26 protein-coding genes and 1 pseudogene are annotated in these 23,778 nt (G+C 63.6%); 12 read left to right on the top strand and 15 right to left on the bottom strand.

Annotation, left to right across the window (positions count from 1 at the left end; genetic code table 11):
* Positions 1–56: 56 nt before the first annotated feature.
* The 3 genes and pseudogenes from AC0C6X_RS11615 to AC0C6X_RS11605 all read right to left on the bottom strand — a co-directional run.
* Positions 57–176 (bottom strand): annotated as a pseudogene (locus tag AC0C6X_RS11615) (molecular chaperone DnaJ); the annotation flags it as partial.
* Positions 177–263: 87 nt separating this feature from the next.
* The gene (locus tag AC0C6X_RS11610) at positions 264–998 is read right to left on the bottom strand and encodes an LssY C-terminal domain-containing protein (RefSeq protein ID WP_472953199.1); all 735 of its coding nucleotides are present in this window, start codon (positions 996–998) and stop codon (positions 264–266) included.
* A gap of 209 nt (positions 999–1,207) precedes the next feature.
* Complete coding sequence (locus AC0C6X_RS11605) at positions 1,208–1,795, bottom strand: J domain-containing protein (RefSeq protein ID WP_173516753.1); 588 nt, start codon at positions 1,793–1,795, stop codon at positions 1,208–1,210.
* Between the two features lie 827 nt (positions 1,796–2,622).
* Here AC0C6X_RS11605 and AC0C6X_RS11600 point away from each other — a divergent pair.
* Positions 2,623–2,835, top strand: a complete 213-nt coding sequence (locus AC0C6X_RS11600) for a cold-shock protein (protein WP_173516754.1) — start codon at positions 2,623–2,625, stop codon at positions 2,833–2,835.
* Positions 2,836–3,095: 260 nt separating this feature from the next.
* Here AC0C6X_RS11600 and dusA read toward each other — a convergent pair whose 3' ends face one another.
* From dusA to AC0C6X_RS11585, 3 genes are all read right to left on the bottom strand, one after another.
* Positions 3,096–4,193, bottom strand: a complete 1,098-nt coding sequence (dusA, locus tag AC0C6X_RS11595; protein WP_472953196.1) for a tRNA dihydrouridine(20/20a) synthase DusA — start codon at positions 4,191–4,193, stop codon at positions 3,096–3,098.
* Positions 4,194–4,430: 237 nt separating this feature from the next.
* A complete protein-coding gene (locus tag AC0C6X_RS11590; RefSeq protein ID WP_247960907.1) occupies positions 4,431–4,874 on the bottom strand; it encodes a cupin domain-containing protein in 444 nt (147 codons plus the stop codon).
* The gene (locus AC0C6X_RS11585) at positions 4,864–5,505 is read right to left on the bottom strand and encodes a TetR/AcrR family transcriptional regulator (RefSeq protein WP_472953194.1); all 642 of its coding nucleotides are present in this window, start codon (positions 5,503–5,505) and stop codon (positions 4,864–4,866) included. Before AC0C6X_RS11585 ends, AC0C6X_RS11590 begins: the two co-directional genes overlap by 11 nt.
* A gap of 199 nt (positions 5,506–5,704) precedes the next feature.
* Between AC0C6X_RS11585 and AC0C6X_RS11580 the strand changes: the two genes are divergently transcribed.
* The 7 genes from AC0C6X_RS11580 to AC0C6X_RS11550 all read left to right on the top strand — a co-directional run bounded on the left by AC0C6X_RS11580 (position 5,705) and on the right by AC0C6X_RS11550 (position 9,392).
* Complete coding sequence (locus AC0C6X_RS11580) at positions 5,705–5,827, top strand: hypothetical protein (RefSeq protein WP_282439026.1); 123 nt, start codon at positions 5,705–5,707, stop codon at positions 5,825–5,827.
* A gap of 236 nt (positions 5,828–6,063) precedes the next feature.
* Positions 6,064–6,456 carry a hypothetical protein gene (locus tag AC0C6X_RS11575; protein WP_173516756.1) on the top strand — a complete coding sequence of 131 codons (393 nt, stop codon included), beginning with the start codon at positions 6,064–6,066 and terminating at the stop codon, positions 6,454–6,456.
* Between the two features lie 212 nt (positions 6,457–6,668).
* On the top strand, positions 6,669–6,905 hold the full coding sequence (locus AC0C6X_RS11570) for a hypothetical protein (protein ID WP_173516757.1): 237 nt from the start codon (positions 6,669–6,671) through the stop codon (positions 6,903–6,905).
* Positions 6,906–7,078: 173 nt separating this feature from the next.
* Entirely contained in the window at positions 7,079–7,315 is a 237-nt protein-coding gene (locus AC0C6X_RS11565) for a DUF982 domain-containing protein (RefSeq protein ID WP_173516758.1), read from the top strand.
* Positions 7,316–7,638: 323 nt separating this feature from the next.
* Positions 7,639–7,845, top strand: a complete 207-nt coding sequence (locus AC0C6X_RS11560; protein ID WP_173516759.1) for a hypothetical protein — start codon at positions 7,639–7,641, stop codon at positions 7,843–7,845.
* A gap of 252 nt (positions 7,846–8,097) precedes the next feature.
* Positions 8,098–8,784 carry a fumarylacetoacetate hydrolase family protein gene (locus tag AC0C6X_RS11555; RefSeq protein ID WP_173516760.1) on the top strand — a complete coding sequence of 229 codons (687 nt, stop codon included), beginning with the start codon at positions 8,098–8,100 and terminating at the stop codon, positions 8,782–8,784.
* Positions 8,785–8,861: 77 nt separating this feature from the next.
* Positions 8,862–9,392, top strand: coding sequence for a gamma carbonic anhydrase family protein (locus tag AC0C6X_RS11550; protein WP_472953190.1), 531 nt, complete (start codon positions 8,862–8,864; stop codon positions 9,390–9,392).
* A 51-nt stretch (positions 9,393–9,443) separates the two neighbouring features.
* Here the strand turns inward: AC0C6X_RS11550 and AC0C6X_RS11545 are convergent, their stop codons facing one another.
* Genes AC0C6X_RS11545 through AC0C6X_RS11535 form a run of 3 tightly spaced genes read right to left on the bottom strand, consistent with a single transcriptional unit; the run spans position 9,444 to position 11,567 of the window.
* Positions 9,444–9,839 (bottom strand): Fur family transcriptional regulator, encoded by a 396-nt coding sequence (locus tag AC0C6X_RS11545; protein ID WP_173516762.1) that lies wholly within the window; start codon positions 9,837–9,839, stop codon positions 9,444–9,446.
* A complete protein-coding gene (znuB, locus tag AC0C6X_RS11540) occupies positions 9,839–10,669 on the bottom strand; it encodes a zinc ABC transporter permease subunit ZnuB (protein WP_247960909.1) in 831 nt (276 codons plus the stop codon). Before znuB ends, AC0C6X_RS11545 begins: the two co-directional genes overlap by 1 nt.
* Complete coding sequence (locus AC0C6X_RS11535) at positions 10,662–11,567, bottom strand: ATP-binding cassette domain-containing protein (RefSeq protein WP_173516764.1); 906 nt, start codon at positions 11,565–11,567, stop codon at positions 10,662–10,664. Before AC0C6X_RS11535 ends, znuB begins: the two co-directional genes overlap by 8 nt.
* A 184-nt stretch (positions 11,568–11,751) precedes the next feature.
* Here AC0C6X_RS11535 and znuA point away from each other — a divergent pair, with 184 nt between their 5' ends.
* On the top strand, positions 11,752–12,774 hold the full coding sequence (gene znuA, locus AC0C6X_RS11530; protein WP_472953187.1) for a zinc ABC transporter substrate-binding protein ZnuA: 1,023 nt from the start codon (positions 11,752–11,754) through the stop codon (positions 12,772–12,774).
* 88 nt (positions 12,775–12,862) lie between these two features.
* Positions 12,863–14,065, top strand: a complete 1,203-nt coding sequence (zigA, locus tag AC0C6X_RS11525; protein ID WP_472953185.1) for a zinc metallochaperone GTPase ZigA — start codon at positions 12,863–12,865, stop codon at positions 14,063–14,065.
* 242 nt (positions 14,066–14,307) lie between these two features.
* On the opposite strand, the gene AC0C6X_RS11520 is transcribed toward zigA, so the two are convergent.
* Positions 14,308–14,673 (bottom strand): RcnB family protein, encoded by a 366-nt coding sequence (locus AC0C6X_RS11520; RefSeq protein ID WP_472953184.1) that lies wholly within the window; start codon positions 14,671–14,673, stop codon positions 14,308–14,310.
* 124 nt (positions 14,674–14,797) lie between these two features.
* On the bottom strand, positions 14,798–16,417 hold the full coding sequence (locus tag AC0C6X_RS11515) for a glycoside hydrolase family 43 protein (RefSeq protein ID WP_472953519.1): 1,620 nt from the start codon (positions 16,415–16,417) through the stop codon (positions 14,798–14,800).
* A gap of 354 nt (positions 16,418–16,771) precedes the next feature.
* Between AC0C6X_RS11515 and AC0C6X_RS11510 the strand changes: the two genes are divergently transcribed.
* The gene (locus AC0C6X_RS11510; RefSeq protein ID WP_472953181.1) at positions 16,772–17,347 is read left to right on the top strand and encodes a TRAP transporter small permease subunit; all 576 of its coding nucleotides are present in this window, start codon (positions 16,772–16,774) and stop codon (positions 17,345–17,347) included.
* Positions 17,344–19,209, top strand: a complete 1,866-nt coding sequence (locus AC0C6X_RS11505) for a TRAP transporter large permease (protein ID WP_472953179.1) — start codon at positions 17,344–17,346, stop codon at positions 19,207–19,209. Before AC0C6X_RS11510 ends, AC0C6X_RS11505 begins: the two co-directional genes overlap by 4 nt.
* A gap of 301 nt (positions 19,210–19,510) precedes the next feature.
* Here the strand turns inward: AC0C6X_RS11505 and AC0C6X_RS11500 are convergent, their stop codons facing one another.
* The 4 genes from AC0C6X_RS11500 to AC0C6X_RS11485 form a co-directional block, all read right to left on the bottom strand.
* Entirely contained in the window at positions 19,511–19,924 is a 414-nt protein-coding gene (locus tag AC0C6X_RS11500) for a cupin domain-containing protein (RefSeq protein ID WP_472953177.1), read from the bottom strand.
* Between the two features lie 134 nt (positions 19,925–20,058).
* A complete protein-coding gene (locus AC0C6X_RS11495; RefSeq protein ID WP_173516772.1) occupies positions 20,059–21,165 on the bottom strand; it encodes a TRAP transporter substrate-binding protein in 1,107 nt (368 codons plus the stop codon).
* Between the two features lie 275 nt (positions 21,166–21,440).
* Positions 21,441–22,469: an L-glyceraldehyde 3-phosphate reductase gene (gene mgrA / locus AC0C6X_RS11490; RefSeq protein WP_472953176.1), complete on the bottom strand. Its 1,029-nt coding sequence runs from the start codon at positions 22,467–22,469 to the stop codon at positions 21,441–21,443.
* Between the two features lie 129 nt (positions 22,470–22,598).
* Positions 22,599–23,777, bottom strand: a complete 1,179-nt coding sequence (locus AC0C6X_RS11485) for a Gfo/Idh/MocA family protein (protein ID WP_173516774.1) — start codon at positions 23,775–23,777, stop codon at positions 22,599–22,601.
* Position 23,778: the final 1 nt, after the last annotated feature.

Below are 23,778 nucleotides of genomic sequence, written 5' to 3'. Positions count from 1 at the left end.
GGTGGTTCCCGGCACAGGTGTTGGGCGGCGTCAGATTGTCTTGAGTCGATGCCACCCTACTCCGCCGCGTGCGCCTTCACCTCCAGCGCCTCCAGCTCGTAGCTATAGCCTTCCAGCATCTCGTAGGCCTGCTCAATCGTCTTGATCTGCTCGTCGGTGTTCGTGATCGCCGCGGCCGATGTGGACCACATTTCCCGCCGTACCCACGCACGGATGCTGGATCCCTGTGACAGCACAGAGATGACGGCAGACGGGGCGACGTTTCACTTGGCCGCCTCGGCGCCGCCGCCCTCTGCCGGCGCCTTGAGCACGCCCACCCGAACCTTGCCGTCGGTGTAATAGGGATCGCCACCGCCGTTGCGGCCGGCTTTCGTGGCGCCGATGCCGGGCATCTCATAGGTCCGCGACACCTGCCCGGCCTTATCGAGGTCGCCGATCACCAGGTCGCGTTCGGCGTCGAGATCGGGACCGATGTGGTGGGTGATCTGGCCGGTGTCGTGGCTCAGGCCCACGCCGCGGTCGAAGCTCGCCGAACCGAGCCAGAGCGGGCCATTGCCCTCCACGGGCTTGGCCGTCTGCCAGAAGCGCACATGGTTGCGCTGGTCGGCACTGCGGCCCACCGGTTTCTCGAAGGCCAGATCCTGCTTGCGCCCCTCGTAGAACAGCGGACTGACGGGCGCATCGAGATCCGGACGATCGAGCACAACGCTGAGGCCGATATCGACGGAGGACCGCAGCGTGACCTTGTCGGCGGCGTCCCAGCCGGCCGCGGCGAAGGCGCGGATGACCTGCTCCTTGGAGCCTACCAACCCGACATTGATCGGATCACCGGGAATGCCTTGCTCCGTGGATGTCACCATGGGATTGAGCGGAACCTTCCGCCTGGAATCGTGGAACACCCAGAGCTCCGGGACCAGAAAGTAACTGACAGCGAGATAGGCGGCGATAACGATCGCCAGAAGGAGAAAGGCAGCGCGCATGTGCGAGCGGCGGCTCATGTCACTCTCCTTCGCTTCAGACCATGGCTGAGATCCCGGCCCCCGGGACCGACGGAGACTATGACACCGATGGAGGCGGCTGCACAGAGGCGCCGGGTAGGCGTACGCTGGTGACAGCGGGGCCCACGGACCCGGCCGCGTGTTCGGCACGCGGCCGTCGTCATCGTCGTGGCTCGCTTACCCAAGGAAACAATTGAGACGGCAGCGCCCTACTCCGCCGCGTGCGCCTTCACCTCCAGCGCCTCCAGTTCGTAGCTGTACCCTTCCAGCATCTCGTAGGCCTGCTCGATCGTCTTGATCTGCTCGTCGGTGTTCTTGATCGCCTCGGCGATCGACCGCGAGCGGGCGCGCAGCATCGAACCGAGCACGTCGGTTTCCGGCCGGCGGCCGAGGCGGTCCAAGTGCTTGCGCACGCGGGCGCGGTGGCGCTCGAGCTCGAGGATATGGAAGCGGCTCTTGACGATATCGTCGGAGAGCTTGCGCCGCATGGCGGCGACCGGATCGAAAGTGCCCGGCTCGCGCTCGTCGAGGATGAACTCGTTGACCAGCGTCTCCAGCATCATCAGGCCCTTGAGGTCGCGCGGATCGGCGAGTTGGGGATCGTAGCCGGTGTCGTCATAGACCTTGCGGCGGACCGGATCCTTCAGCAGTTCATAGGCCACCTGCAGCCGCGCAAACTGTTCGGGATCGCCGCCGGAATCCGGATGCGCCGATTTCGCCGCCTTGCGATAGGCGCTGCGGATCGCCTGATTGTCGGCGTCGCGTTCCAGTCCAAGCAATTCGTAAGGGTCGATCACGCTTTCCCTCTCCGTATGTCACTCCCGCCGCCCGGCAGAGCCGGCCGGCGCATTCTCTGGGCTTCATATCGCCCCGTCGTCCGGCCAAGGCGACAAAGTCGTCCGGCCGTTTCCGCCGTTCGTCCGGCTCCGGCAAAACTTCGCCCTGCCGTGTGACGATCAATCACCCTTTGCGGGCGACAGTCGTCCAGGGCGGTCGCCCTTCGTCCGATCCGCACGCGCCGTCATCGGCCACCCGAAACGGCGCGCCGCCCCGACCCCTTGGCTACGCCATCGTGAGCGAAGACGAAACCAACCTTCGGTAAAGCCTGCGCGTTATCCCGGACATGCGCAAGCCTTATCCGGGGGATGCGAAAGCCTTACCCCGAGAGCCAAGCCTCCGGCGCGAAGCCACGGCGCCACGACACCTCCGCCGGGATCCGCGAGCGGCCCTTCGGCGGCGCGCACGTTCGGTCGAGCTCGGGACGAAATTGTGTCGAGAAACGGACCGTCCCCGATTTTTCTGCCTGGCGACGAATGGGAGCGGCGAGAACCGGCCAAAGCCTTGCAAAGACAGACGCTCCGCGCCTTCCTGCGGCGTATAAGGTGCTTGCCTTTTTCTGCAAATCCTGTCACTTCTTGCGCCGTTCGGGCGATTTCAATCCCGGAGACTGGACTTTCACCTGCGCCCGGCTCCGGCCGGGACCGCCGGCATCGGCACCGTAGACGTCTTTTCCCCGATATCGTGACCACTCGACGCCTTTCCGCTTGCAAGCGGAAGACGACATGCCCACATCCCCCAGGGGGCGCGGGCAACGCAATTTGACTGAAGGAAAAGGACTTCTTCCATGGCCACCAAGGGCACCGTAAAATTCTTCAACCAGGACAAGGGCTTCGGCTTCATCACGCCGGAAGGCGGCGCGAAGGACGTGTTCGTACACATCTCCGCCGTTCAGGCCGCTGGTCTCGCAACCCTCAAGGATGGCCAGCAGGTCACCTTCGACACCGAGCCGGACCGCATGGGCAAGGGCCCGAAGGCCGTCAACATCCAGGCTGCCTAAGCCGGATCGTCCAGTCGGACATTCATTTGGAAACGGCGCTCCGCAAGGGGCGCCGTTTTCGTTTGGGGGTCTGTAGAAAGCGGGTTCGCAACGACTCCACACTCTCCGTCATGCTCGGGCTTGACCCGAGCATCCAGAACCGAGCTTCCAACTGAGACGGATGGTCGTGCGTTTCTATCGCATGCCAATGGATCCTCGGGTCAAGCCCGAGGATGACGAGTCGTGAGGTTTGCGCCCATACCTCAGGCGCCAGCCGCGCCCTACTCCGCCGCCTGTTTCGCCGCCGTCGCCTCGAACACGGCATCGAAGGCAGCGTGGATCACCTCCGGCCCGGCGCCCTTGCGGGTGGCATCGGCCGAAAGAAGCTGGCGATAGCGCCGCGCCCCCGGCCAGCCCTGGAACAGGCCGACCATGTGCCGCGTCACATGAATCAGCCGCCCGCCATTGGCGATATGGGCGCCGGCGTAGTCGGCCATTGCGTCGCGCACATCGACCCAGAAATCGAGATCGAGGCGATGGCCGCGCTCGGAGAACGCACCGGCTTCCTGTGCCCGCGGCGCCGCCCCCGTCAGCGGATGCGGGAAATGCCCGTCGGCCGCCGTCAGCATGGCGCTGTCGTGATAGGCCGCACGGCCGAGCATGACTCCATCCAGGTGCCGCACCTGCTCAAGCGCCTGACTCAACGCCTGAATGCCGCCATTGATGCCGATGAAAAGATTGGGATTTTCCTGTTTCAACCGGTGCACGAGACCATAGTCGAGCGGCGGGATCTCGCGGTTTTCCCTGGGGCTCAAGCCCTGCAGCCAGGCCTTGCGCGCATGCACCCAGACGGCATCCGTGCCGGCCGCGACAACCTGTGCCACGAGCGTCCTCAGCGCCACTTCCGGATCCTGGTCGTCGACGCCGATGCGGCATTTGACCGTGACCGGAATCCTGACCGCCGCCTTCATCGCCGCAACGCAGGCCGCCACCGTCTCCGGCTCCTGCATCAGGCAGGCGCCGAACGTGCCGGACTGCACCCGATCCGACGGGCAGCCGACATTCATGTTGATCTCGTCATAGCCGAAGTCCTCGGCAATCTTGGCCGCCTCCGCCATCTTCCGCGGATCGTTGCCGCCAAGCTGCAGCGCAACCGGATGCTCCGAGAGATCGAAGCCGAGCAGCCTCTGCCGGTCGCCACGCAGGATCGCCTCGGCGACGATCATTTCCGTATAGAGCAGCGCATGCTGCGACAGGCGCCGCGCAAAGAACCGGTAGTGCCGATCGGTCCAATCGATCATAGGCGCCACGGCGAAGACCGGTGCGTTGAAATAATGGCGATTGCCCGGAATTCCGGGCTGTGCGCGGCCTTCTGCCATGCTTGATCTACTCTCGTCATTCTGGCTGTGCGCGCCGGTGCCACAATGTAGCACGCGCGGCGGATCTGCTGCAGTGGCGCCGCCCGGCACCAAAGCTCCCATGTGGGACGGCGCCTTATACAGCGTAAAACCTGAGAATGCGAGATGGCGTTCCCATGCCGGAATCTGCATCCAGTCGAGGCACTGCCGACCGCAAGATCGTCTCCCGCGGTCGACAGAAACTTCGGAGCCGGCCGCTCAAGCCGCGAGCATGGCGATGCCGTGACGCTGCATCGCCGAACCGATCCGGGCAAGGTCCGGTGCTTGCGGTTCGCTGGTGCCGATGTCGCGGAAGAAGGCGGTCATGGAGGGCTCCAGCAGAACGAGCATCCGCGCCGGGCGGTCGCTTTCGTTGGAATAATTGTGCGGCACCATCGAACCGATCCGGATCGTGGTGCCGGGGCCGCCAACGGCCACCTCCGGCGGACCGTCGGCCGCAAAGCGGCGCACCGTCACCTCACCTTCGGTCACGTAGAACATTTCGGGCGAAGCGTGCGTGTGCGGCGGGGTGCCGGAACCTGGCGGAATCTCGACCTCAATCAGTTCGAGACCCGAGCCGGCGATGCCGCCAAGGAACCGGATCCGGTCGGCGACGACCCAGAGGGTCTCGCCGCTTTCAGGGGTGGTGACGTCAAACTCCATCGCTTTTCTCCTGTGGTTGCGATGCGACGCCCGCGTGAGAGTGGCCGGACGTGACCGCGGACAGGATCACCTCAAGCGCCCAGGAAGCCGCCTCGCCGGCCTGGGCGCCGGAGAGACCGCCATAATCCTTCAGGACCTCCCATGCGGAGGCCGAGAAGAGCAGATGCGCCAGCGCCTCGACCTTCCAGGTCTCGGATGCCGAAAGGGAGGCTACGGCCGGAGCCAAAGCCTGCGCGAAATGCGCCCGGCGGCCCGAGACGGTGCCAAGTCGCATCTCGCGGCCGGCCTTGGAATGCAGCGAGGCCCGGATCACCGGCTCGTGCAGGTCGAAGCGTGGAAAGGCCTGCCGCGGACCGTCGACGATCTCGTTCAACGTTCGCGGTGTCGCCGACGTGCCGATGCGGGCGTTGAGCCAGGGCCAGAAGGCCGCGAGCATTTCATCCTTGTTGGCGAAATGGCGGAAGATGGTCCTGCGCTGCACCCCGGCCTGCTGAGCAATCGCTTCCATCGATACGTCGTCGGCAACGCCGGTCGTTTCCATCAGCTCGAACAGGGCCGTCAGGATCGCCTCCCGGGTCTCCCGTGCCTTCTCCTCGCGCAAGGGGCTGTTGTAGGCGCGCACGTTCGTCATGCGGTTCACTCCATTTTTAATGACACCATCTGTGACATTAAATTCAGCGACGGTCAATTGATGTCACTATCTGTGCCGCGAAATTACACGCGTCGGGCATCCCGGGCCCACCTCGACGGGCCAGAGGCCATGGTTTCCCTTTTGTTAAGCAGAATCGCCGATTGTCCCGTTTCGACATGATCGTCGTCGGAGCGAAAGCATGAGCTACGATTGGAGCGGCGCACGGCGCCGGCGAACAATAGCGACCGTCATAGGTGCAGCAATCGTCCTTGCAGCGCTGGCTGCCACGGTCGCTGCGGCGGTGGCCGGCAACTTCTTCTGAAGGCTGCCCCGCGCGCCTGCGTTCAGCGGGGTTGACAGGTGCCCCTGGAGGCGATTACAGCGCCGCGCGTTACTGCATGTCTCCATAAATCGACCTCGATTTAGAGGACCAAGGCGTGCAGCAAATCAAAGTGCTGCAGCGACCTTTGCGCGTCTGATGAGACGCGCGGCGCTGTGGTTTGACCCGCGGAAGCCCTGGCTCCTGCAACGTTGCCGACAGAAACAAGGACGGACGGCATGAAACGCGCGATCGCGGCACTGCTCACGCTTCTACTGGCCGGATGCCAGTCGATGGAGTTGGAGGCGCCTGAGGTCGCAACACCGAGACCTGCCGCCCCCTCGGTGCCGACGCTGTCCGGCGACGCGCTGCAGGCCTTCCTCGTCGGCAAGACGCTGCGCTACAATCTCAACGGTGTCGCCTCCACCTTTTTCGCCGACGGCCGTTACGGCTATCGCGACTACGAAGTGCGTGATGGCGGAACCTACACGATCACCGGCGACGAGGTCTGCATCACCTTCGAGGACGGCGGTCGGCGTTGCGACCAGTACGCGCTGATCGGCTCCGACTATTACCGCATCGAAGAAGGCGGCCGCCGCACCAAGGTCGACCGCGTCGTACCGGCGGCCTGACCGACAATCTCCTACTGCATGTCTCCTTAAATCGACCTCGATTTAAGGACAAAGACATGCAGCAAATCAAAGTCTACAGCGACCTTTGCGCGTCTGATTAGCCGCGCGGCGCTGTGTCGCCAGGCCGACAGACCCCTCATTCCCAAGGGGTTCAATTCGGCGCCGTTCTGCCATAGTGCGTGCCGGGGAACTCGGTGCTGCGGGAGGAACAGGTGGCCCCTTTGCGAGCGACGCAATGCCTTGCCCTGTCGAAGGGCGACATGGAGCGGCTGCAGCGTGTCTTCGACGAACTCTGCCTTGAACAGGGCTGGGCGCGCGACGGCGAACGGGCACGCCGCCAAGCCCGAATGCTGATCGACGACTATCTCGCCGGCAACACCGACGAGATGCGCCTGCTCGTTGCCGGCCGCGCCTTTGCCGAGCGCCTGCAGCGCGACGCCTCCTGCTAGGCTTGCGCCTACCGCCGGTGCTTGCATCCGGCCGCACAACACGGAAAAGCTGCTTACAAATCCGTCCTCCTGCGCTACATTAGCAAGATCGACTGCCGACGCCACTTGAGAGGAGCCAGGGGCCGACAGCCGCAATGCCGATGTTCATTGAGGTGATCTCGAGGAGGAGACGCATGCAATTAGTCTGGAAACAGCCGATCGAGCTCGACTTTGTTGGCGGTGTTTGCCGCACCGTCAAAGGCCCCTCAGACGCGCTCGCCTGCCTTGCCGACCATTGGCCCCGCCGGGGGCCGTTCTATGTTGCTGCCCGCAGTGCTTGCCGCGCCGCGATCGAAGGTCGCCGCACGGCCGAGGAGGCGCGAAAGCTGTTCATCTCGGCAGCCGAGGAAGCCGAACTGGGCACGCACTGAGGCGCATTCGCGCCGGACTGGATCTCGCCGCCTCCGGGTGGCGAACGCTCGCCAGCGGCGGGCGCAAACTACCGTTTTTTTCGTTGAAGCCGCATAGCCGATGACAAGAGAGGGATGGCTCAGATATTGAGCATTTGCTCAAGAACTGCATCGTTTCGGCGCATTATCGCCCAAACACGCATGATTTTTCCAGAAACGGCCCGATTTCTGTCGTGAAGCCTTCATTTCTCTGGCCTATATTCTGAGGTGCCTCACAAAAACCAATTTCGGAGCGCTTAATCCCCATAAGGGAATTCAAAAAAACGATACACGGGAGAGAACATATGAGCGAGAGCAATCTCTATCGCATCGTTGAAGTCAGCGTGAAGCGTGAAGGTGGCCGCCGTGACGTCGGCATCATGACCGTGCGCCAGGCCCTTGAGCTTCCCCAGGTCCCCAGTCTTGAATACAGCCATCCTGAGCTCAATTCGCGCTCGGACGGCCGGTTCCTGACCCGAGATCAGCTTCAGGCCTACGCACAGTGCGCCTGAGTTTGCCGCTCACGGCAGCCTCTCGGATGCCGTGATCCCGCGCGCCCGTCCGGGCGCGCCCATGCCGCTCCCCTCACTCGATCCTTCGTCTTATTTTTCTACGGATCGATTCCGATTCGCGCATTTATGCAGTAACGTCCGGATTCTTCTCCGTCTCGCTTGAAACCGCAATCGGCCGACGGCGAGCGTACACGAAATGCGCGGCAACCTTCCTGTCGCTTGAGACAGATGGACGCCCAAGACCGGACGATCATGGAAACAATCATCCCTCCCCCGCTTCCCGTTCTGCTGCCGATATCCGGCAGCCTGGTCGGCTTTCCGGTTCGCCGGGTTTACTGCGTCGGCCGCAACTATGCCGCCCATGCGATCGAGATGGGTCACGACCCGGATCGCGAGCCGCCGTTCTTCTTCCAGAAGAATCCGGACAACCTGCTTGCTGCCGGCAGCGCCTTCCCCTATCCGCCGCTGACCGCCGACGTCCATCACGAGGTCGAACTCGTCGTGGCGCTGAAGCGCGGCGGCACCGACATCGCCGTCGAGGACGCGCTGGATTGCGTCTACGGCTATGCCGTCGGCATCGACTTCACCCGCCGCGACCTGCAGGCCGAGGCCAAGAAGGCAGGGAAACCCTGGGCGGCAGCCAAGGCCTTCGAACATTCCGCCCCGATCTCGGCGATCACGCCGGCCGAAGCGATCGGCCATCCGGTCAACGGTAATATCTGGCTGAAGGTGAATGGCGAACTGCGCCAGCAGGGCGATCTCGACCAGATGATCTGGAAGGTGCCGGAGATCATCGCCGAGCTCTCCAAGCTGTTTACGCTGGCCCCCGGCGACGTCATCATGACAGGCACGCCGTCGGGCGTCGGTGCCGTGGCGCGCGGCGACGAGGTCACCTGCGGTGTCGACGGCGTCGCAGCCCTTGCCGTGCACGTCCTTTAGGGGAACCGTGCCGGGAACGGCGTGAATCGCCGTTCCCGGCCTTGCATCACTTCAGACGACAGGAAGGATATCTGCCGATGCCGCTTTATGCCCTTGGATCGCTTCGCCCGCAGACTCCATCGGACGGCAGCTACTGGGTGGCGCCGGACGCGAATGTCATCGGCCAGGTCGAGATCGGCGACGAGGTCGGCATCTGGTTCGGCGTGACGCTTCGCGGCGACAACGAGCCGATCCAGCTCGGCGCCCGCACCAACATCCAGGAAAACGTCGTCATCCACGTCGACCCCGGCTTCCCGGTGACGATCGGCGAAGGCTGCACCATCGGCCACGGCGCCATCATCCATGGTTGCACCATCGGCGACAATTCGCTGATCGGTATGGGCGCGACCGTGCTCAACGGCGCCAAGATCGGCCGCAACTGCCTTGTCGGCGCCAATGCGCTGGTGACCGAAGGCAAGGAATTCCCCGACAATTCGCTGATCGTCGGCGCGCCGGCGAAAGCGATCCGCACGCTGGACGATGCCGCCATCGAGGGCGTGAAGCGCTCGGCAGCGCATTATGTGAAGAACTGGCGACGCTACGCCGCCGACCTCAGCCGGCTGGATTGAAAGCCAAGCTGCTCCAGGAAGGCGGCTTCGTCCCGGTCGAGGGTGCCGAACTTACGCGCAGCTCTGGCAATGGCCACGGATCTCGATCGTGGTCTTCTCGGTCTTGAAGTTCTGCGCCCGCGTCAGCGCCGAAAGCCGCTGCTCGATCGCCGCGTCGTGGAACTCCGTCACCTGGCCGCAGCCTTCGCAGATGGTGAAGGCGGTGACGCCATGGTCGTGCTCGTGATCATGCGGGCAGGTACAGGCGACGAAGGCGTTCAGGCTCTCCAACCGATGCACGAGGCCGTATTCCAGCAGCTTGTCGAGCGCGCGATAGACCTGCAGCGGCGCGCGAAAGCCATGGTCGCGCAGCTTGTCGAGAATGGTATAGGCGCTCATCGGTCCTTCGGAATGGCTGAGCGCATCCATCACCAGCGTCTGGTTCTTGGTCAGTAGCGGGGTAGCCATCAGTGGTGTCCTCCGGGCGTGGAATGATATGCTGCCTCGATCGGGCGGCGGCCGATCGGCAGCAGACTCAGAGCGAAAAGCCCAACCGCGGCAACGACGATAGACGGTCCAGACGGCGTATCCCAGTGCAGCGAACCGAAAAGTCCGCCGGTAACGGCGAGCGCACCGATGACGGAGGCAAGCACCGCCATCACCTCCGGCGAGGTCGAGAAGCGCCGTGCGGTCGCGGCCGGAATGATCAGCAGCGAGGTGATCAGGAGAATGCCGACGATCTTCATGGCGATCGCGATCACCAGCGCCATCAGCAGCATGAAGAAGAGCCGCGCGCGCTCGGGCTGCAGCCCCTCCGCCTCCGCCAGCTCCGGATTGACGGTGGAGGCCAAGAGCGGCCGCCAGAGATAGACGATGGCGAAGACGACGAGGATGCCGCCGCCCCAGATGATGTCGATGTCGGATTCCGAGACGGCGAGGATGTCGCCGAAGAGGAAGCCGACGAGATCGATGCGCACCCAGGTCATGAAGGCGACGATGACCAGGCCGAAGGACAGCGCCGAATGGGAGAGGATGCCGAGCAGCGCATCGGTCGACAGCGCGCCGCGCCGCTGCAGGAAGAGCAGCAGCACCGAGACGATGGCGGCAACGATGAAGACGCTGAGCATCAGGTTGAGTTCGAGCAGCAGCGACAGCGCCACGCCGAGCAGCGCCGAATGCGCCATGGTGTCGCCGAAATAGGCCATGCGCCGCCAGATGACGAAGCAGCCGAGCGGCCCGGCCATGACGGCGATGCCGATGCCGGCGATCAGCGCGCGCACGAAGAAATCATCAAGCATCGCGCTTCTCCTTCTGCTCATAACCGTGCAGCCGCGTATGGTGGCCGCAGCCGCAATCCTCGCCGTGGTCGTGCACGTTTTGCTGGTCGTCGTGGTGGTGGCCATCGCCCGGGAAGCAATGTTCGGTGATCGACCCGTCCGCATGCAGGACGCGTCCGTCAGGCAGATGCGTGTGGTCATGGTGATGGCTGTAGACCGCAAGCGTATTGGCCGCCCGCCGTCCGAAGAGCCTCTGGTATTCCGGGCTCTGGCTGACAGCCTGCGGCGTGCCGCGGCAGCAGACGTGGCCGTTCAGGCAGACGACGGTGTCGGTTTCCGCCATGACGATATGCAGATCATGCGAAATCAAGAGGATGCCGCAGCCGGTACGATTGCGGATCTGCTTGATCAATTCGTAGAGCGCGATTTCGCCGCTGAAGTCGACGCCCTGTACCGGCTCGTCGAGCACCAGCAGGTCCGGCTTGCGGGCGATGGCGCGCGCCAAGAGTGCCCGCTGGAATTCGCCGCCCGAAAGATGCTGCACCTCGGACTTGGCGAGATGCAGCACGCCGGTCGCCGCCAGCGCCTCCTCGATTTCCCGGCCCCTCAGCGGGCCGGTCAGCGTCATCAGCCGCTCCACAGTCAAGGGCAGCGTCCAGTCGACGGCGAGCTTCTGCGGCACATAGCCGACCTTGAGGCCCGGCTTGCGCTCGACATAGCCCTCGTCCGGCTTCAGCACGCCGATCGCCGTCTTCGCCGTCGTCGATTTGCCCGATCCGTTCGGTCCGATCAGCGTGACGATCTCGCCAGGGCTGATCGAGAACTCGACGCCGCGCACCAGCCAGCGGCCATTGCGGCTGACGCCGGCATTGCTGAGATTTACCAGCGGCAGCGTTTCTGGGGAGCGGAAGTTCAGCATGAAAAAATTCCGGGTTGATGGTTGCCACTGGCTATCGCACACGTTATAGCATAACGCAATTGATGTAATAACATTACATAACCACTTCAAGGGCCATCACTGGCCTGCTGGAGTGAAAGCTTTGCATGCCCGAAGCGTGCCTGGTCGATGCGGCCAGAGGCGCCATTCAAGCCCGGAGAACCCGATGAAATCGACATCCGCCCTGCTCTTTGCCTCCACCATGCTGCTTGCCGCACCCGCTGCGGCGGCCGGACCCAATGTGGTGGTTTCGATCAAGCCGATCCACTCCCTCGTCGCCTCGATCATGCAGGGAGTCGGCGAGCCGTCGCTGATCGTCGAGGGCGCCGCCTCTCCCCACACCTACAACATGAAGCCCTCGAACGCCTCGGCCCTGCAGGCGGCCAAGGTGGTCTTCTGGGTCGGCCCGGGCCTCGAAGCCTTTCTCGACAAGCCGCTCGATGCACTCAGCGACGGCGCCAAGGTGGTGGAACTCAGCGATGCGCCGGGGATCGAGAAGCTGAAATTCCGCGAGGGCGGCGCCTTCGAAGCCCATGACGACGAGGACCATGGTGATGAAGGGCACGGCGAAGAAGGGCACAAGCATGCCGAGAGCGAAGCGGAGCACGACCATGCAGCGGCGCCGGAGGCTGCAGCCGCTGACGAAGGCCACGACCACGGCCACGGCGATACCGACATGCACATGTGGCTCGACCCGATGAATGCGAAGGCGATGGCCGCCGAGATCGAAAAGACGCTCGCCGAAGCCGATCCGGACAATGCCGGCACCTACATGGCCAATCTCGAAGCATTGAACAAGCGGCTGGACGCGCTCGACGCCAAGCTGACGGAGACCGTGGCGCCGGTGAAGGACAAGCCCTTCGTCGTTTTCCACGACGCCTACCAGTATTTCGAGCACCGCTACAAGGTCCGCGTCGCCGGCTCGATCACCGTCAGCCCCGAGGTGCTGCCAGGCGCCGAGCGGCTCTCTGAGATCCATGCCAAGATCAGGGAATTGGGGGCAACGTGCGTCTTTGCCGAGCCGCAGTTCGAGCCGAAGCTGATCAACGTGGTGATCGAAGGAACGCCGGCGAAACCCGGCACGCTCGACCCGGAAGCCGGCACGCTCGACGCCGGCCCGGATCTCTACTTCCAGATGATGGAAGGTATCGGCACCTCGCTCAAGACCTGCCTTGCCTCGGCAAGCTGACCGTCCTCCCAAGACGGTATGGGCGGGCGATCGCGCCCGCCTATTCTTATACACATGCATGTAACGATATAACATATAGGAACCATCGATGGAAAAGCTCCCTGTCACCGTTCTCTCGGGCTTCCTTGGCGCCGGCAAGACGACGCTGCTCAACCACGTGCTTTCCAACCGCGACGGCCTGCGCGTCGCTGTCATCGTCAACGACATGAGCGAGGTCAACATCGACGCGGCGCTGGTGCGCGACGGTGGCGCAGGCCTCTCGCGCACGGAAGAGCAACTGGTGGAAATGACCAATGGCTGCATCTGTTGCACGTTGCGCGACGACCTCCTGAAGGAGGTCCGCAACCTCGCCGAACAGAACCGCTTCGACTATCTGCTGATCGAATCGAGCGGTATCTCCGAGCCCCTGCCGGTTGCCACCACCTTCGACTTTCGCGACGAGGACGGCGAGAGCCTTGCCGACGTCGCGCGGCTCGACACGATGGTGACGGTGGTCGATGCCGTAAACCTGATTGCCGACTATTCCTCGCTCGACTTCCTCGCCGATCGCGGCGAGACCGCCGGCGAAGGCGACACGCGCACGCTCGTCGACCTTCTGGTCGAGCAGATCGAGTTTGCCGATGTCGTGGTCTTGAACAAGATCGCCACCGCTACGCCCGAGCAGGTGGACGCCGCCCGCAAGATCATCGTCGGGCTCAATCCGGACGCACGACTGATCGAAACCGACTTCGGCAAGGTGGCGCTTCGAGACGTGCTTGGAACCGGCCGCTTCGACCTTGTCAAGGCGGAGCAGCATCCGCTCTGGTACAAGGAACTCAACGGCTTCAAGGACCATATTCCCGAAACGGAGGAATACGGCATCCGCTCCTTCGTCTATCGCGCCCGCCGGCCTTTCGACCCCATGCGTTTCCAGGCCTTCCTCAACCGCTCCTGGCCGGGCGTGCTGCGGGCCAAAGGCTTCTTTTGGCTCGCGACCCGCCCGCATTATGTCGGCGAGATCAGTCAGGCGGGACCGCTGGTCAGAACCGGCAAGATGGGCCTTTGGTGGTCGGCGGTACCGAAGGAGCAATGGCCGCGCGATCCGGGTTTCCTGAAAGCAGTCGGTCCCTATATCGACCCGGTCTGGGGCGACCGCCGCCAGGAGATCGTCTTCATCGGTGCGGACCCCATGGACGAGGCTGCGCTTCGCGCCGAACTCGACGCCTGCCTGCTGACGGACGAAAGCTTCCGCCCGGAACGCTGGCGCGATCTCACCGATCCCTTCGCCAACTGGTCGCCGCGGGCTGCCTGATGGCCAAGACTGCGCCCGCACCTCGCCGGCCGCGCTTCATGTGCATGGCGCTGAATACCGCCGGACGCCCGGTGCCGATGTTCGATCCGTTCCTCGGGGATAGGCCCGGGGACGAAGCGGCGCCGGAGCCAATGGGCGAGATCGAGGTGTTGTTGTTCGGGGAACGGGAGGACCCGTCGGCCCTCGCAATGCCAGCAGCGCGGGGGGTGGCGTCCCCCCGCCCCGTGGCCAGCAAATGATACTTACCGAGCCGTCGCCAGTCCGACGATGACGCCGGTCGCCAGGTTGATCAGCAGGAAGTCGTTGTCGACCCGCAGCCACTGCTGGCCGCGCTGTGGCGGGCGCAGCTTGTAATAGCGATAGTCGCGCACCTGCGCCATGTGGCGGCGCTCGGCCGGTGTCAGGCGATGGCCGCGCGTCCAGCGCTCCTTCTTCTTGACGATCACGCGCTTCTCGATCGTGACGTGCTTATCGACGTGACGATCAACAGGGCGGCGGGAGCGGTCATAGTTCTCAGCCACCTCGAAGGATCGTGCCGGCTGGGCAAGCGCTGCGACCGGCGTGATCAGGACGGAACTGGCGACGAGCGCGATCAGGAGAGGTTTCATTCGGGTGTCCTTTCGTTGTCTACACCCGGAAATTAGGCCCCGCCTCCTGAACCGAATATGAAAGTCTACATTACAAATACGCAATGATATCCTATACTTATTCTACTTTTCTAATGCGCACGCATCAGTCGGCCGCAAGGCTGATGTATCGGAAACAATCGAAATCCGCCGCCCTGCCCGCGCCGGATGTGTCGAAGGCGAACATGCCGGCGAAGGCGCCGGTGAAAGATCCATGCTCGCCGCGGCCGCCCTCGTCCGAGACCACGCCCGCGTCGAGAACCGGGCCAACCGCGTGCCAATCCCCGGCAGGCGCCTGCCGCCAGAAGAACTGCAGTTCGTTGTCGCGGATCTCCATGGCCAGCTCGATCCGACCCTCTGGAATGGCGATACCGCTGCCGACGGGAAACGCCAGCCGCCCATGCGGGAAATCGCCGGGGCATGAGAGGATCGTCAGCGCCCGCCCGAGCGTTTCGTGCCACGTCACGCCAAGCGCATGGAACTTGTGGCGGTTGTAGTAATGCGTCAGGCCCGCGACCTGCTGGTAGGTTTCCGGCACAAACTCGACCGCTGTTTCGGCGCGGAAGGAATGATGCTCTTGCCGACGCGCCACCAGCGTCTGTTCGAACCAGCTGCCGATGCTCTCCCGCCCGAAGAGCCTGAGATGTCCGGCCCGCAATTCGAGCGAGAAGATCCGCGCCGGCTGAGGCGTGCGCAGCCATTGAAACTCGATCGGAAGGACGCCCTCGTCGAAATCCGTCTCCACGACGGTCTCTGCCGGTAGCTGCTCTGCCGCAGCCGGAGCGGGCACGAGCACCTCCGGCACCTGGCCGCCGCATTCGAGATAGAGCCAGCCGTCATCGCGCCAGACGCATTTCTGCAGCGCCGTCTCGCGGCCGAGCGTGCAGCGACGCTGCGGCGGCAACGGCCGGCCGGCAAGATGGGTGTGATAGGCCTGGCCATCGGGCGTCTCGATGTATTGGCCGTGACCGGCGCGCTGCAACGGCGCTTCCGGGTGATCCTTCGACGTGATCAGATGGGTGTTCGGATGCATCTCGTACGGGCCGTCGATATGGCGCGAGCGCGCCGTGGTGACGGCATGATCGTAGCCGGTGCCGCCCTCGGCCGTCGTCAGATAGTACCAGCCGTTCCGCTTGAAGAGATGCGGGCCCTCGACGAGGCCGAGCGGCGAGCCGGCAAAGATGTTCTTCACCGGACCGACGAGCTTGCGTGTGCGCTCGTCCCACTCCTGCAGCAAGATGCCGTCGAAGGCCGGATGCTTCGGCGAGCCTCCGAAACTCTCGGTGCGGTGGTTCCACTGCATGTTGAGGAACCACTTGCGGCCATCGTCGTCGTGGAAAAGCGAGGGGTCGAAGCCGGAGGAATTGACGTAGACCGGGTCCGACCAGGTCGCCTCGATCGCCTCCGCGGTGACGATGTAGTTGTGCGCGTCCTTGAAATTGCCGTCGAAGCGCTTGACGTCGGTATAGACCAGCCAGAACAGCCCGTCGTCATAGGAGAGGCACGGCGCCCAGACGCCGCAGCTGTCGGGGTTGCCGCGCATGTCGAGCTGGCTGGCGCGCTCCAGCGGCCGACGAACGAGCCGCCAGTTCACGAGGTCGCGCGAGTGATGGATCTGCACGCCCGGATACCATTCGAAGGTGGAGGTCGCGATGTAGTAATCGTCGCCGACGCGGCAGATCGAGGGGTCGGGGTTGAATCCCCTGAGAATCGGGTTGCGGATCATGGTGGTCATGGTTTCGGCGTCCTCCGTTGGTGCGCGCATCCGATCTCAAAAATCATACGATTTCAAGACTGCAACGTTGCAGTAAAATGCGCGCGCCGCCCTCTGTGCGATCTTTCCACATCGATTCGCGCGGCAGACGCGCCGCCTTGAACCGTCCGCCGGTGCTCGTACCGACGAGGCGGCACGGGTTTGCACAAACAATGAGCAGAGCGCGGGGCGGCACATTCTACTTTAGTCGGAGGCGGCCGAACTACATGGGAAAATCACGTCTCGCACTTGAACGCGCGCTTGAAATCGGCACTCTGGCTGTGCTTGGCACAACAACGATAAGAAGCCATCGCGGGGAGGAAATCGATGAGAGTTTTGCTCGGCTTCAGCCGATTAATAGACACGATTACGGAATTCATCGGAAAGAGCGTTTCATGGCTGATCCTGGCCGCTGTGCTCGTCAGCGCCGGCAATGCCGTGATCCGAAAGATCTTCAACATGTCGTCGAACGCCTGGCTCGAGGCGCAATGGTACCTGTTCGGCGCCGCCTTCATGTTTGCGGCCGCCTACACGCTGAGCCAGAACGAGCATATCCGCATCGACGTGGTCTACGGCCAGTTCTCGCGCCGCGTGCAGCACTGGATCGATTTGCTGGGACACCTCCTGTTCCTGATGCCCTTCGTGCTGCTCGTGCTCTACTACCTCTTCCCCTATGTGAGGATGTCCTACGTCTCGGGCGAAGTCTCCTCCTCGGCCGGCGGCCTGATCATCTGGCCGGCCAAGGCCATCCTGCTCGTCGGCTTTCTGCTGCTCGCCTTTCAGGGCGTATCCGAGATCATCAAGAAGATCGCGATCATGACCGGCAACATGGAGGACCCGACACCCTATGTGCCGACCCATGCGCCGCTTGACGATGCCGTGTCTCCGGAGACCCGTCCATGATCGAATTCATTGCTGAAAACCTGGCGCCGATCATGTTCGCGTCGCTGATCGTGTTCCTGCTCTTGGGATACCCGGTCGCCTTCTCGCTCGCCGCCAACGGCCTCTTGTTCTTCATCATCGGCGTCGAGCTCGCGCCGCTGTCCGACTCGATCAACCTTTCCTGGCCGTTGCTCAACGCGCTGCCGGACCGGTTCTGGGGGGTGATGTCGAACGACACGTTGCTCGCCATTCCCTTCTTTACCTTCATGGGGATCGTGCTCGAGAAATCGGGCATGGCCGAAGACCTGCTCGACACGATCGGCCAGCTCTTCGGCCCGATCCGCGGCGGTCTTGCCTATGCGGTGATCTTCGTCGGCGCGCTGCTGGCCGCCACGACAGGCGTCGTTGCCGCCTCGGTCATCGCCATGGGCCTGATCTCGCTGCCGATCATGCTGCGCTACGGCTATGACCGGAAGGTCGCCTCGGGCGTCATCGCGGCTTCGGGCACGCTCGCCCAGATCATCCCGCCGTCGCTCGTCCTGATCGTTCTTGCCGACCAGCTCGGCCGCTCGGTCGGCGACATGTATGCCGGCGCGCTGATCCCGGGTCTGGTGCTGACCGGCCTTTACATGACCTACATCCTGATCATGACGATCCTGAAGCGTGACTCCATGCCGGCGCTGCCGCTGGAAGCGCGCACGTTGGGTTCCGGCGTCACCTCGCTGGCGATCGCGCTCGCGGTAGCAGCCGGCATCGCCTATGCCGCCCACGTCTACCTCTCCCCGACCCAGGGCGAGAACGCCGACATTCTCGGTGCAACGGTTGGCGTCGCCTTCATCTATGTCGCCGCCCTTGCCGACAAGAGCCTGAAGATCAATGCGATGTCGCGGCTCGCCCAGCAGGTCATCATCGTGCTGATCCCGCCGCTGGCGCTGATCTTCCTCGTTCTCGGCACCATCTTCCTCGGCATCGCGACGCCGACGGAAGGCGGCGCCATGGGCGCGGTCGGCGCGCTGATCATGGCTGCGGCCAAGGGCCGGCTGCACATGGACGTCGTGCGCGGCGCCCTCACGGCCACCACCCGGCTTTCGGCCTTCGTGCTGTTCATCCTGATCGGGGCGCGCGTCTTCTCGCTCACCTTCTACGGGGTCAACGGCCACATCTGGGTCGAACACCTGCTGACGGCAATGCCGGGCGGTGAAGTCGGCTTCCTCATTACCGTCAACGTGCTCGTCTTCTTCCTGGCCTTCTTCCTGGATTTCTTCGAGCTTGCCTTCATCATCGTTCCGCTGCTGGCGCCCGCGGCCGACAAGCTCGGCATCGACCTCATCTGGTTCGGCGTGCTGCTCGGCATCAACATGCAGACGAGCTTCATGCACCCGCCCTTCGGCTTCGCGCTCTTCTACCTGCGCTCGGTCGCAGCAAGGGTGCCGTATCTCGACAAGATCACCGGCAAGACGATCCAGCCGGTCACGACCGGGCAGATCTACTGGGGTGCAGTGCCCTTCGTCGGCATCCAGATCCTGATGGTGGCGCTGACGATCATGTTCCCGCAGATGGTCATGCACTACAAGGGAACCGGTGCTGTCGTCGATCCGAACACCATCAAGATCGAGGTGCCCGGTTTCGGCACCGGTGGTGGCGGCCTGGGGCTTCCGGACAACGGCGGCGGCCTCGGCCTGCCCGGCGGCCTGCAGCTTCCGGGCGGCAGCCCGCTCGACCAGAAGCCGGCCGACCAGAAGCCTGCCGATCAGGGTGGCGGTGCCCCGCCGCAGCCGGCGCCGTCGAACGACCTTAGCCAGCCGCCTTCATTTGGCGGCACGGGTGCCCAGCCGCAAACGGCACCTTCAAACGACCTCAGCCAGCCGCCATCGTTCAAGTAGAGCGGACAGGCACGCAAATAGAGGGCGGCCCCACGGGCCGCCCTCTCAGCTTGCCGTCCTCCGGAGATGGTCCTTTGCGGCGCCGCCGTGAGGCTGTCGGCAAAGGCAAAACCGATCGACGCAAGCTTGCCGGGCAAGCCCGGGCGCTATCCAAGATCCTTGGGCTGAAAAGAGTCTTAGACCCGACGGACGTCTGGTCGCTGGCTTCCCGCCACAAGGGCGCGGACGGCGGAGGATGGATGCCCGCTAACCAGGCCGCCGTCTTCATTGGCTGACGGGTTCCTCCGGATAGATATTCCGCTCAGTCGAGCCGCTTCGCCGGGTTTTCCCGATACCAATCGACGATCATCGGCATCATTTCCTCGAACGGACCTCCGACGAAGACGTTGAGCAGGCCCATGCGCGAGGCGCTCTCGTTGCGAAAATCATGCATCGTCCCGCGCGGGATGACGCAGAGCGAGCCCTCGGCCATCTGGTGCCAGGTCTCGCCGACGAGGATGCTGGCGGTTCCCTCGATCACGTAGAAGATCTCGTCATTGTCGTCGTGCTTATGGGCGCCCGGCCCTTCATGCCGGGCCTCCAGCCACCATTCCGAGATTGAAAAGCGCCCCTCGGTCTCCGGCCCATCGGCCTTGAACACCGCCTGTATGGCGCCCATGTCGTACCGCCGGCCCTCGCCGGGTCCGAGCACGAGCGATTGGCCTTCGCCTGGCATGGCTGCTCCTCCGTTCCGTTGAGGCCGCAAGTCTACCACGAAGCTGCTGCGTTCGCCGGTTGATGCCGCCGAACGAAAAAGCCGCCCGCAATGGATGTTGCGAGCGGCTCCTGATCTGTCCAACGGGTGGAAGCTTAGAGCTTGCCGCCGCGCTGCTGGATCATCATGAAGGTGTCGTAGTTGTATTCGGCGATCTGGGCATTGAGGTAATACTCGCCACGGAAGGCCTTGATCGAGTCCCAGATCTTCTTGAAGGTTGGGTTCGCGTCTTCCATTTCGGCATAGACTTCGTTCGCCTTGTCGAAGCAGGCCGACAGGATTTCGGCGCTGAACGGGCTAAGCTTTGCGCCGGACGCAACGAGGCGCTTGATCGCCGACGGATTCAGGTAGTCGTACTTCTGCAGCATGTTCGCGTCAGCCGCCTGGCAGGCGATGCGCAGCAGCGACTGATAGTTCTTCGGCAGGCCGTCGAAGGCCGCCTTGTTGAACATCGCATGGACCGTCGGGCCACCTTCCCACCAGCCGGGATAGTAGTAATAGGGCGCGACCTTGTAGAAGCCGAGCTTCTCGTCGTCATAGGGTCCGACCCACTCGGCCGCGTCGATGGTGCCCTTTTCGAGCGCCGGATAGATGTCGCCGCCGGCGATCTGCTGCGGCACGACGCCGAGCCTTTCGACGACCTTGCCGGCGAAGCCCCCGATGCGCATCTTCAGGCCCTGCAGGTCGGCGACCGTTTTGATCTCCTTGCGGAACCAGCCGCCCATCTGCACGCCGGTATTGCCGTTGGGGAAGCCGACGAGGCCCTGGGCCCCCAGGAATTCGTTGAACATGTCGATGCCGCCGCCATGGTAATGCCAGGCGTTCATGCCGCGCGCATTGAGCGCGAAGGGCACGGCAGAGCCCAGCGCCCAGGTCGGATCCTTGCCCCAGTAATAGTAGGCAACCGTGTGGCAGGCTTCGACCGTACCGGCCGCAGCAGCGTCAGCGGCCTGCAGGCCGGGAACGATTTCGCCGGCAGCAAAGACCTGGATCTGGAAGGCGCCGTCGGTTGCTTCCGACACATATTTTGCCAGCACTTCGCCGCCGCCGTAGATCGTGTCGAGCGATTTCGGGAACGACGATGCCAGGCGCCAGTTGATCTTCGGGTTCGATTGCGCGATGGCCGGCGATGCGAGTGCCGTGGCGGCAGCCGCACCGAGCCCGCCGAGACCCGCGTTTTTGATAAATGAACGGCGATCCATGGTTCCTCCCCTAGTTCTCGCCAAAAGGGCGGCCGCGATCAGCGCCACCACCCATCAATCCACCCCGCCCCTTCCCGGACGACGGTGGCTCCTCCTCGTTAACCTGCCGAAACGGCGCAAATCGGCGCCGTAACCGACGGGCATGCTCGCACCTTACAGAAACACCAAGGCATGTCCAGAAGGCGATTTCCGGCACATCTTCGACTTTTGTCTAATGCGCCGGAAAGCAGACAATATTGCCCAAAATGCAGGCAAATCAATGTTTTCAGCAGAACTTAGAGCTCGGCTGACTTGGCCCAGAGGTTGATGTCGGCCTCGCGCGCATAGAGATCGATCTCGGCCAGCTCGTCTGCCGTGAACGTGTCGTTCTCCAACGCCTTGACGCAATCGACGATCTGCTCGGAGCGGCTGGCGCCGATCAGCGCCGAGGTGATGCGGCCGCCGCGCAAGACCCAGGCAAGCGCCATCTGCGCCAAGGTCTGGCCGCGCTTTTCGGCAATGGCGTTCAGTTTGCGGATGTTTTCGATGATCTCCGGGCGGATGAAGTCCTTCTTGAGGAAGTGGTTCTGCGCCGCACGGCTGTCGCCCGGAATGCCCTGGAGGTACTTGGTCGTCAGCATGCCCTGGGCGAGCGGCGAGAAGACGATCGAGCCGATGCCGAGATCTTCGAGCGTGTGGATCAGGCCGTCATCCTCGATCCAGCGATTGAGCATCGAATAGCTCGGCTGGTGGATGAGGCAGGGTGTGCCCAGTTCCTTCAGGATGGCCGCCGCTTCGCGGGTGCGCTGTGAATTGTAGGAGGAGATGCCGACATAGAGCGCCCGGCCCGAGCGCACGATATGGTCGAGCGCGCCGCAAGTCTCTTCGAGCGGCGTATCCGGATCGAAGCGGTGCGAATAGAAGATGTCGACATAGTCGAGGCCCATGCGCTTCAGGCTCTGGTCGCAGGAAGCGATCAGGTACTTGCGGCTGCCCCATTCGCCGTAGGGGCCAGGCCACATGTCGTAGCCGGCCTTGGAGGAGATGATCAGCTCGTCGCGCAGACCAGCAAAATCCGTGCGCATGATCTCGCCGAAGGCGGTTTCGGCCGAGCCCGGAGGCGGGCCGTAATTGTTGGCGAGATCGAAATGGGTGATGCCGAGATCAAACGCGGTGCGGCACATGTCGACCTTGCGGTCATGCGCCGTGTCGCCGCCGAAATTGTGCCAGAGCCCCAGCGAGATCGCCGGCAGCTTCAGGCCGGAGCGGCCGACGCGGTTATATTTCATGGTGTCGTAGCGGTTTTCCGCCGGTAGCCAGGTCATCGCAAAATCCTCCGCGATCCGTATCCGGATGGCGACCCTATCCGCCACCCTCGAAAATGAAACGGTTTCCGTAGCGGTTGGCCGCAACGGAAACCTGAAGTCACAAAGGTCTAAACCTGTCCGCTGTCGCTATGAAGCGGCGGCGACGCGATTTCCCGATATTTCTTCCTCCGTCTCGCGCAGCAGCGCCCGCGCCTCGTCGATGCCGAGAGCGGCCGGCTGGGTGCAGGTGGTGGAAAGCTCGATGAAGCGGCCCTCCTCGCCCGACTTCAGGATCGAGACCATCACATCGACTCCGTGCAGCGCGCGGTCGAGCGAGCAGCGGGCATCCCGGCCCTCGAGGATGGCAAGCGCCATGTCGGCAAGGCCGGCGGTGCGGTAGTTCGCGATCGGTCCCTGCGGGTGCTCCTGATTCTCGATGCCGAAGGGGTGGTCCCAGGGGTCGAGCGGCTGGATGTTCCTGTCGCGGCCGCTTGCTTCCACCTTGCCGCCGAAGAAGTTCGGATCGGGCACGAAGAGCGAGCCTTCGGTGCCGTAGAGCTCCATGTTGGCATGGCGGTGCGACCAGACATCCCAGCTTGCCGACAGCGTGATCGTCGCGCCGTTCTCAAATTCGAGCAGCGCATGGATGTTGGTCGGCGTCTTGACCGGGATCACCTCGCCCTTGCGCGGCTCGCTGGTGATCGTACGGGTGGGGTTCGCCATCGAGGAAAGGGCTGCGACGCGCTTCACCGGCCCGATCAGGTTGATCAGGTTGGCGATGTAATAGGGCCCGAGATCGAGGATCGGCCCGCCGCCCGGCAGAAAGAAGAAGTCCGGGTTCGGATGCCACATCTCCATGCCCGGGCTCATGACGTGGCAGGTGCCCGAGGTCACCCGGCCGATCTTGCCGGCGTCAATGGTGCTGCGGGCAAGCTGGTGCGCGCCGCCGAGGAAGGTATCCGGCGCGCAGCCGACCGTCAGACCTTTCGCCTTGGCGATCGCCCGCAGTTCTTCGCCCTGTTCCAGCGAAAGCACCAGCGGCTTTTCGGAATAGACGTGTTTGCCCGCTTCGAGGATCGCCTTCGATACCGGGAAATGCGCGTCCGGGACCGTCAGATTGACGACGATATCGACATCCGGATTGGCCAGCAGCGCCTCGATGCTCTGCGCCTCGACGCCGTATTCGGCCGCCCGCGCCTCGGCCGCCGCCGGGTTGATGTCAGCACAGGCGATAACCTTGATGCCCTTAAAGAGCGGCGCGAGCCTGAAATAAGTGGTGGAGATGTTGCCGCATCCGATGATGCCGACGCCAAGTTCTTTGGTCATG

Source organism: Ensifer sp. VA4 (assembly GCF_055710065.1).
Note: the sequence above shows the minus strand (reverse complement) of the source record. Positions and strands in the feature narration are given on the sequence as shown.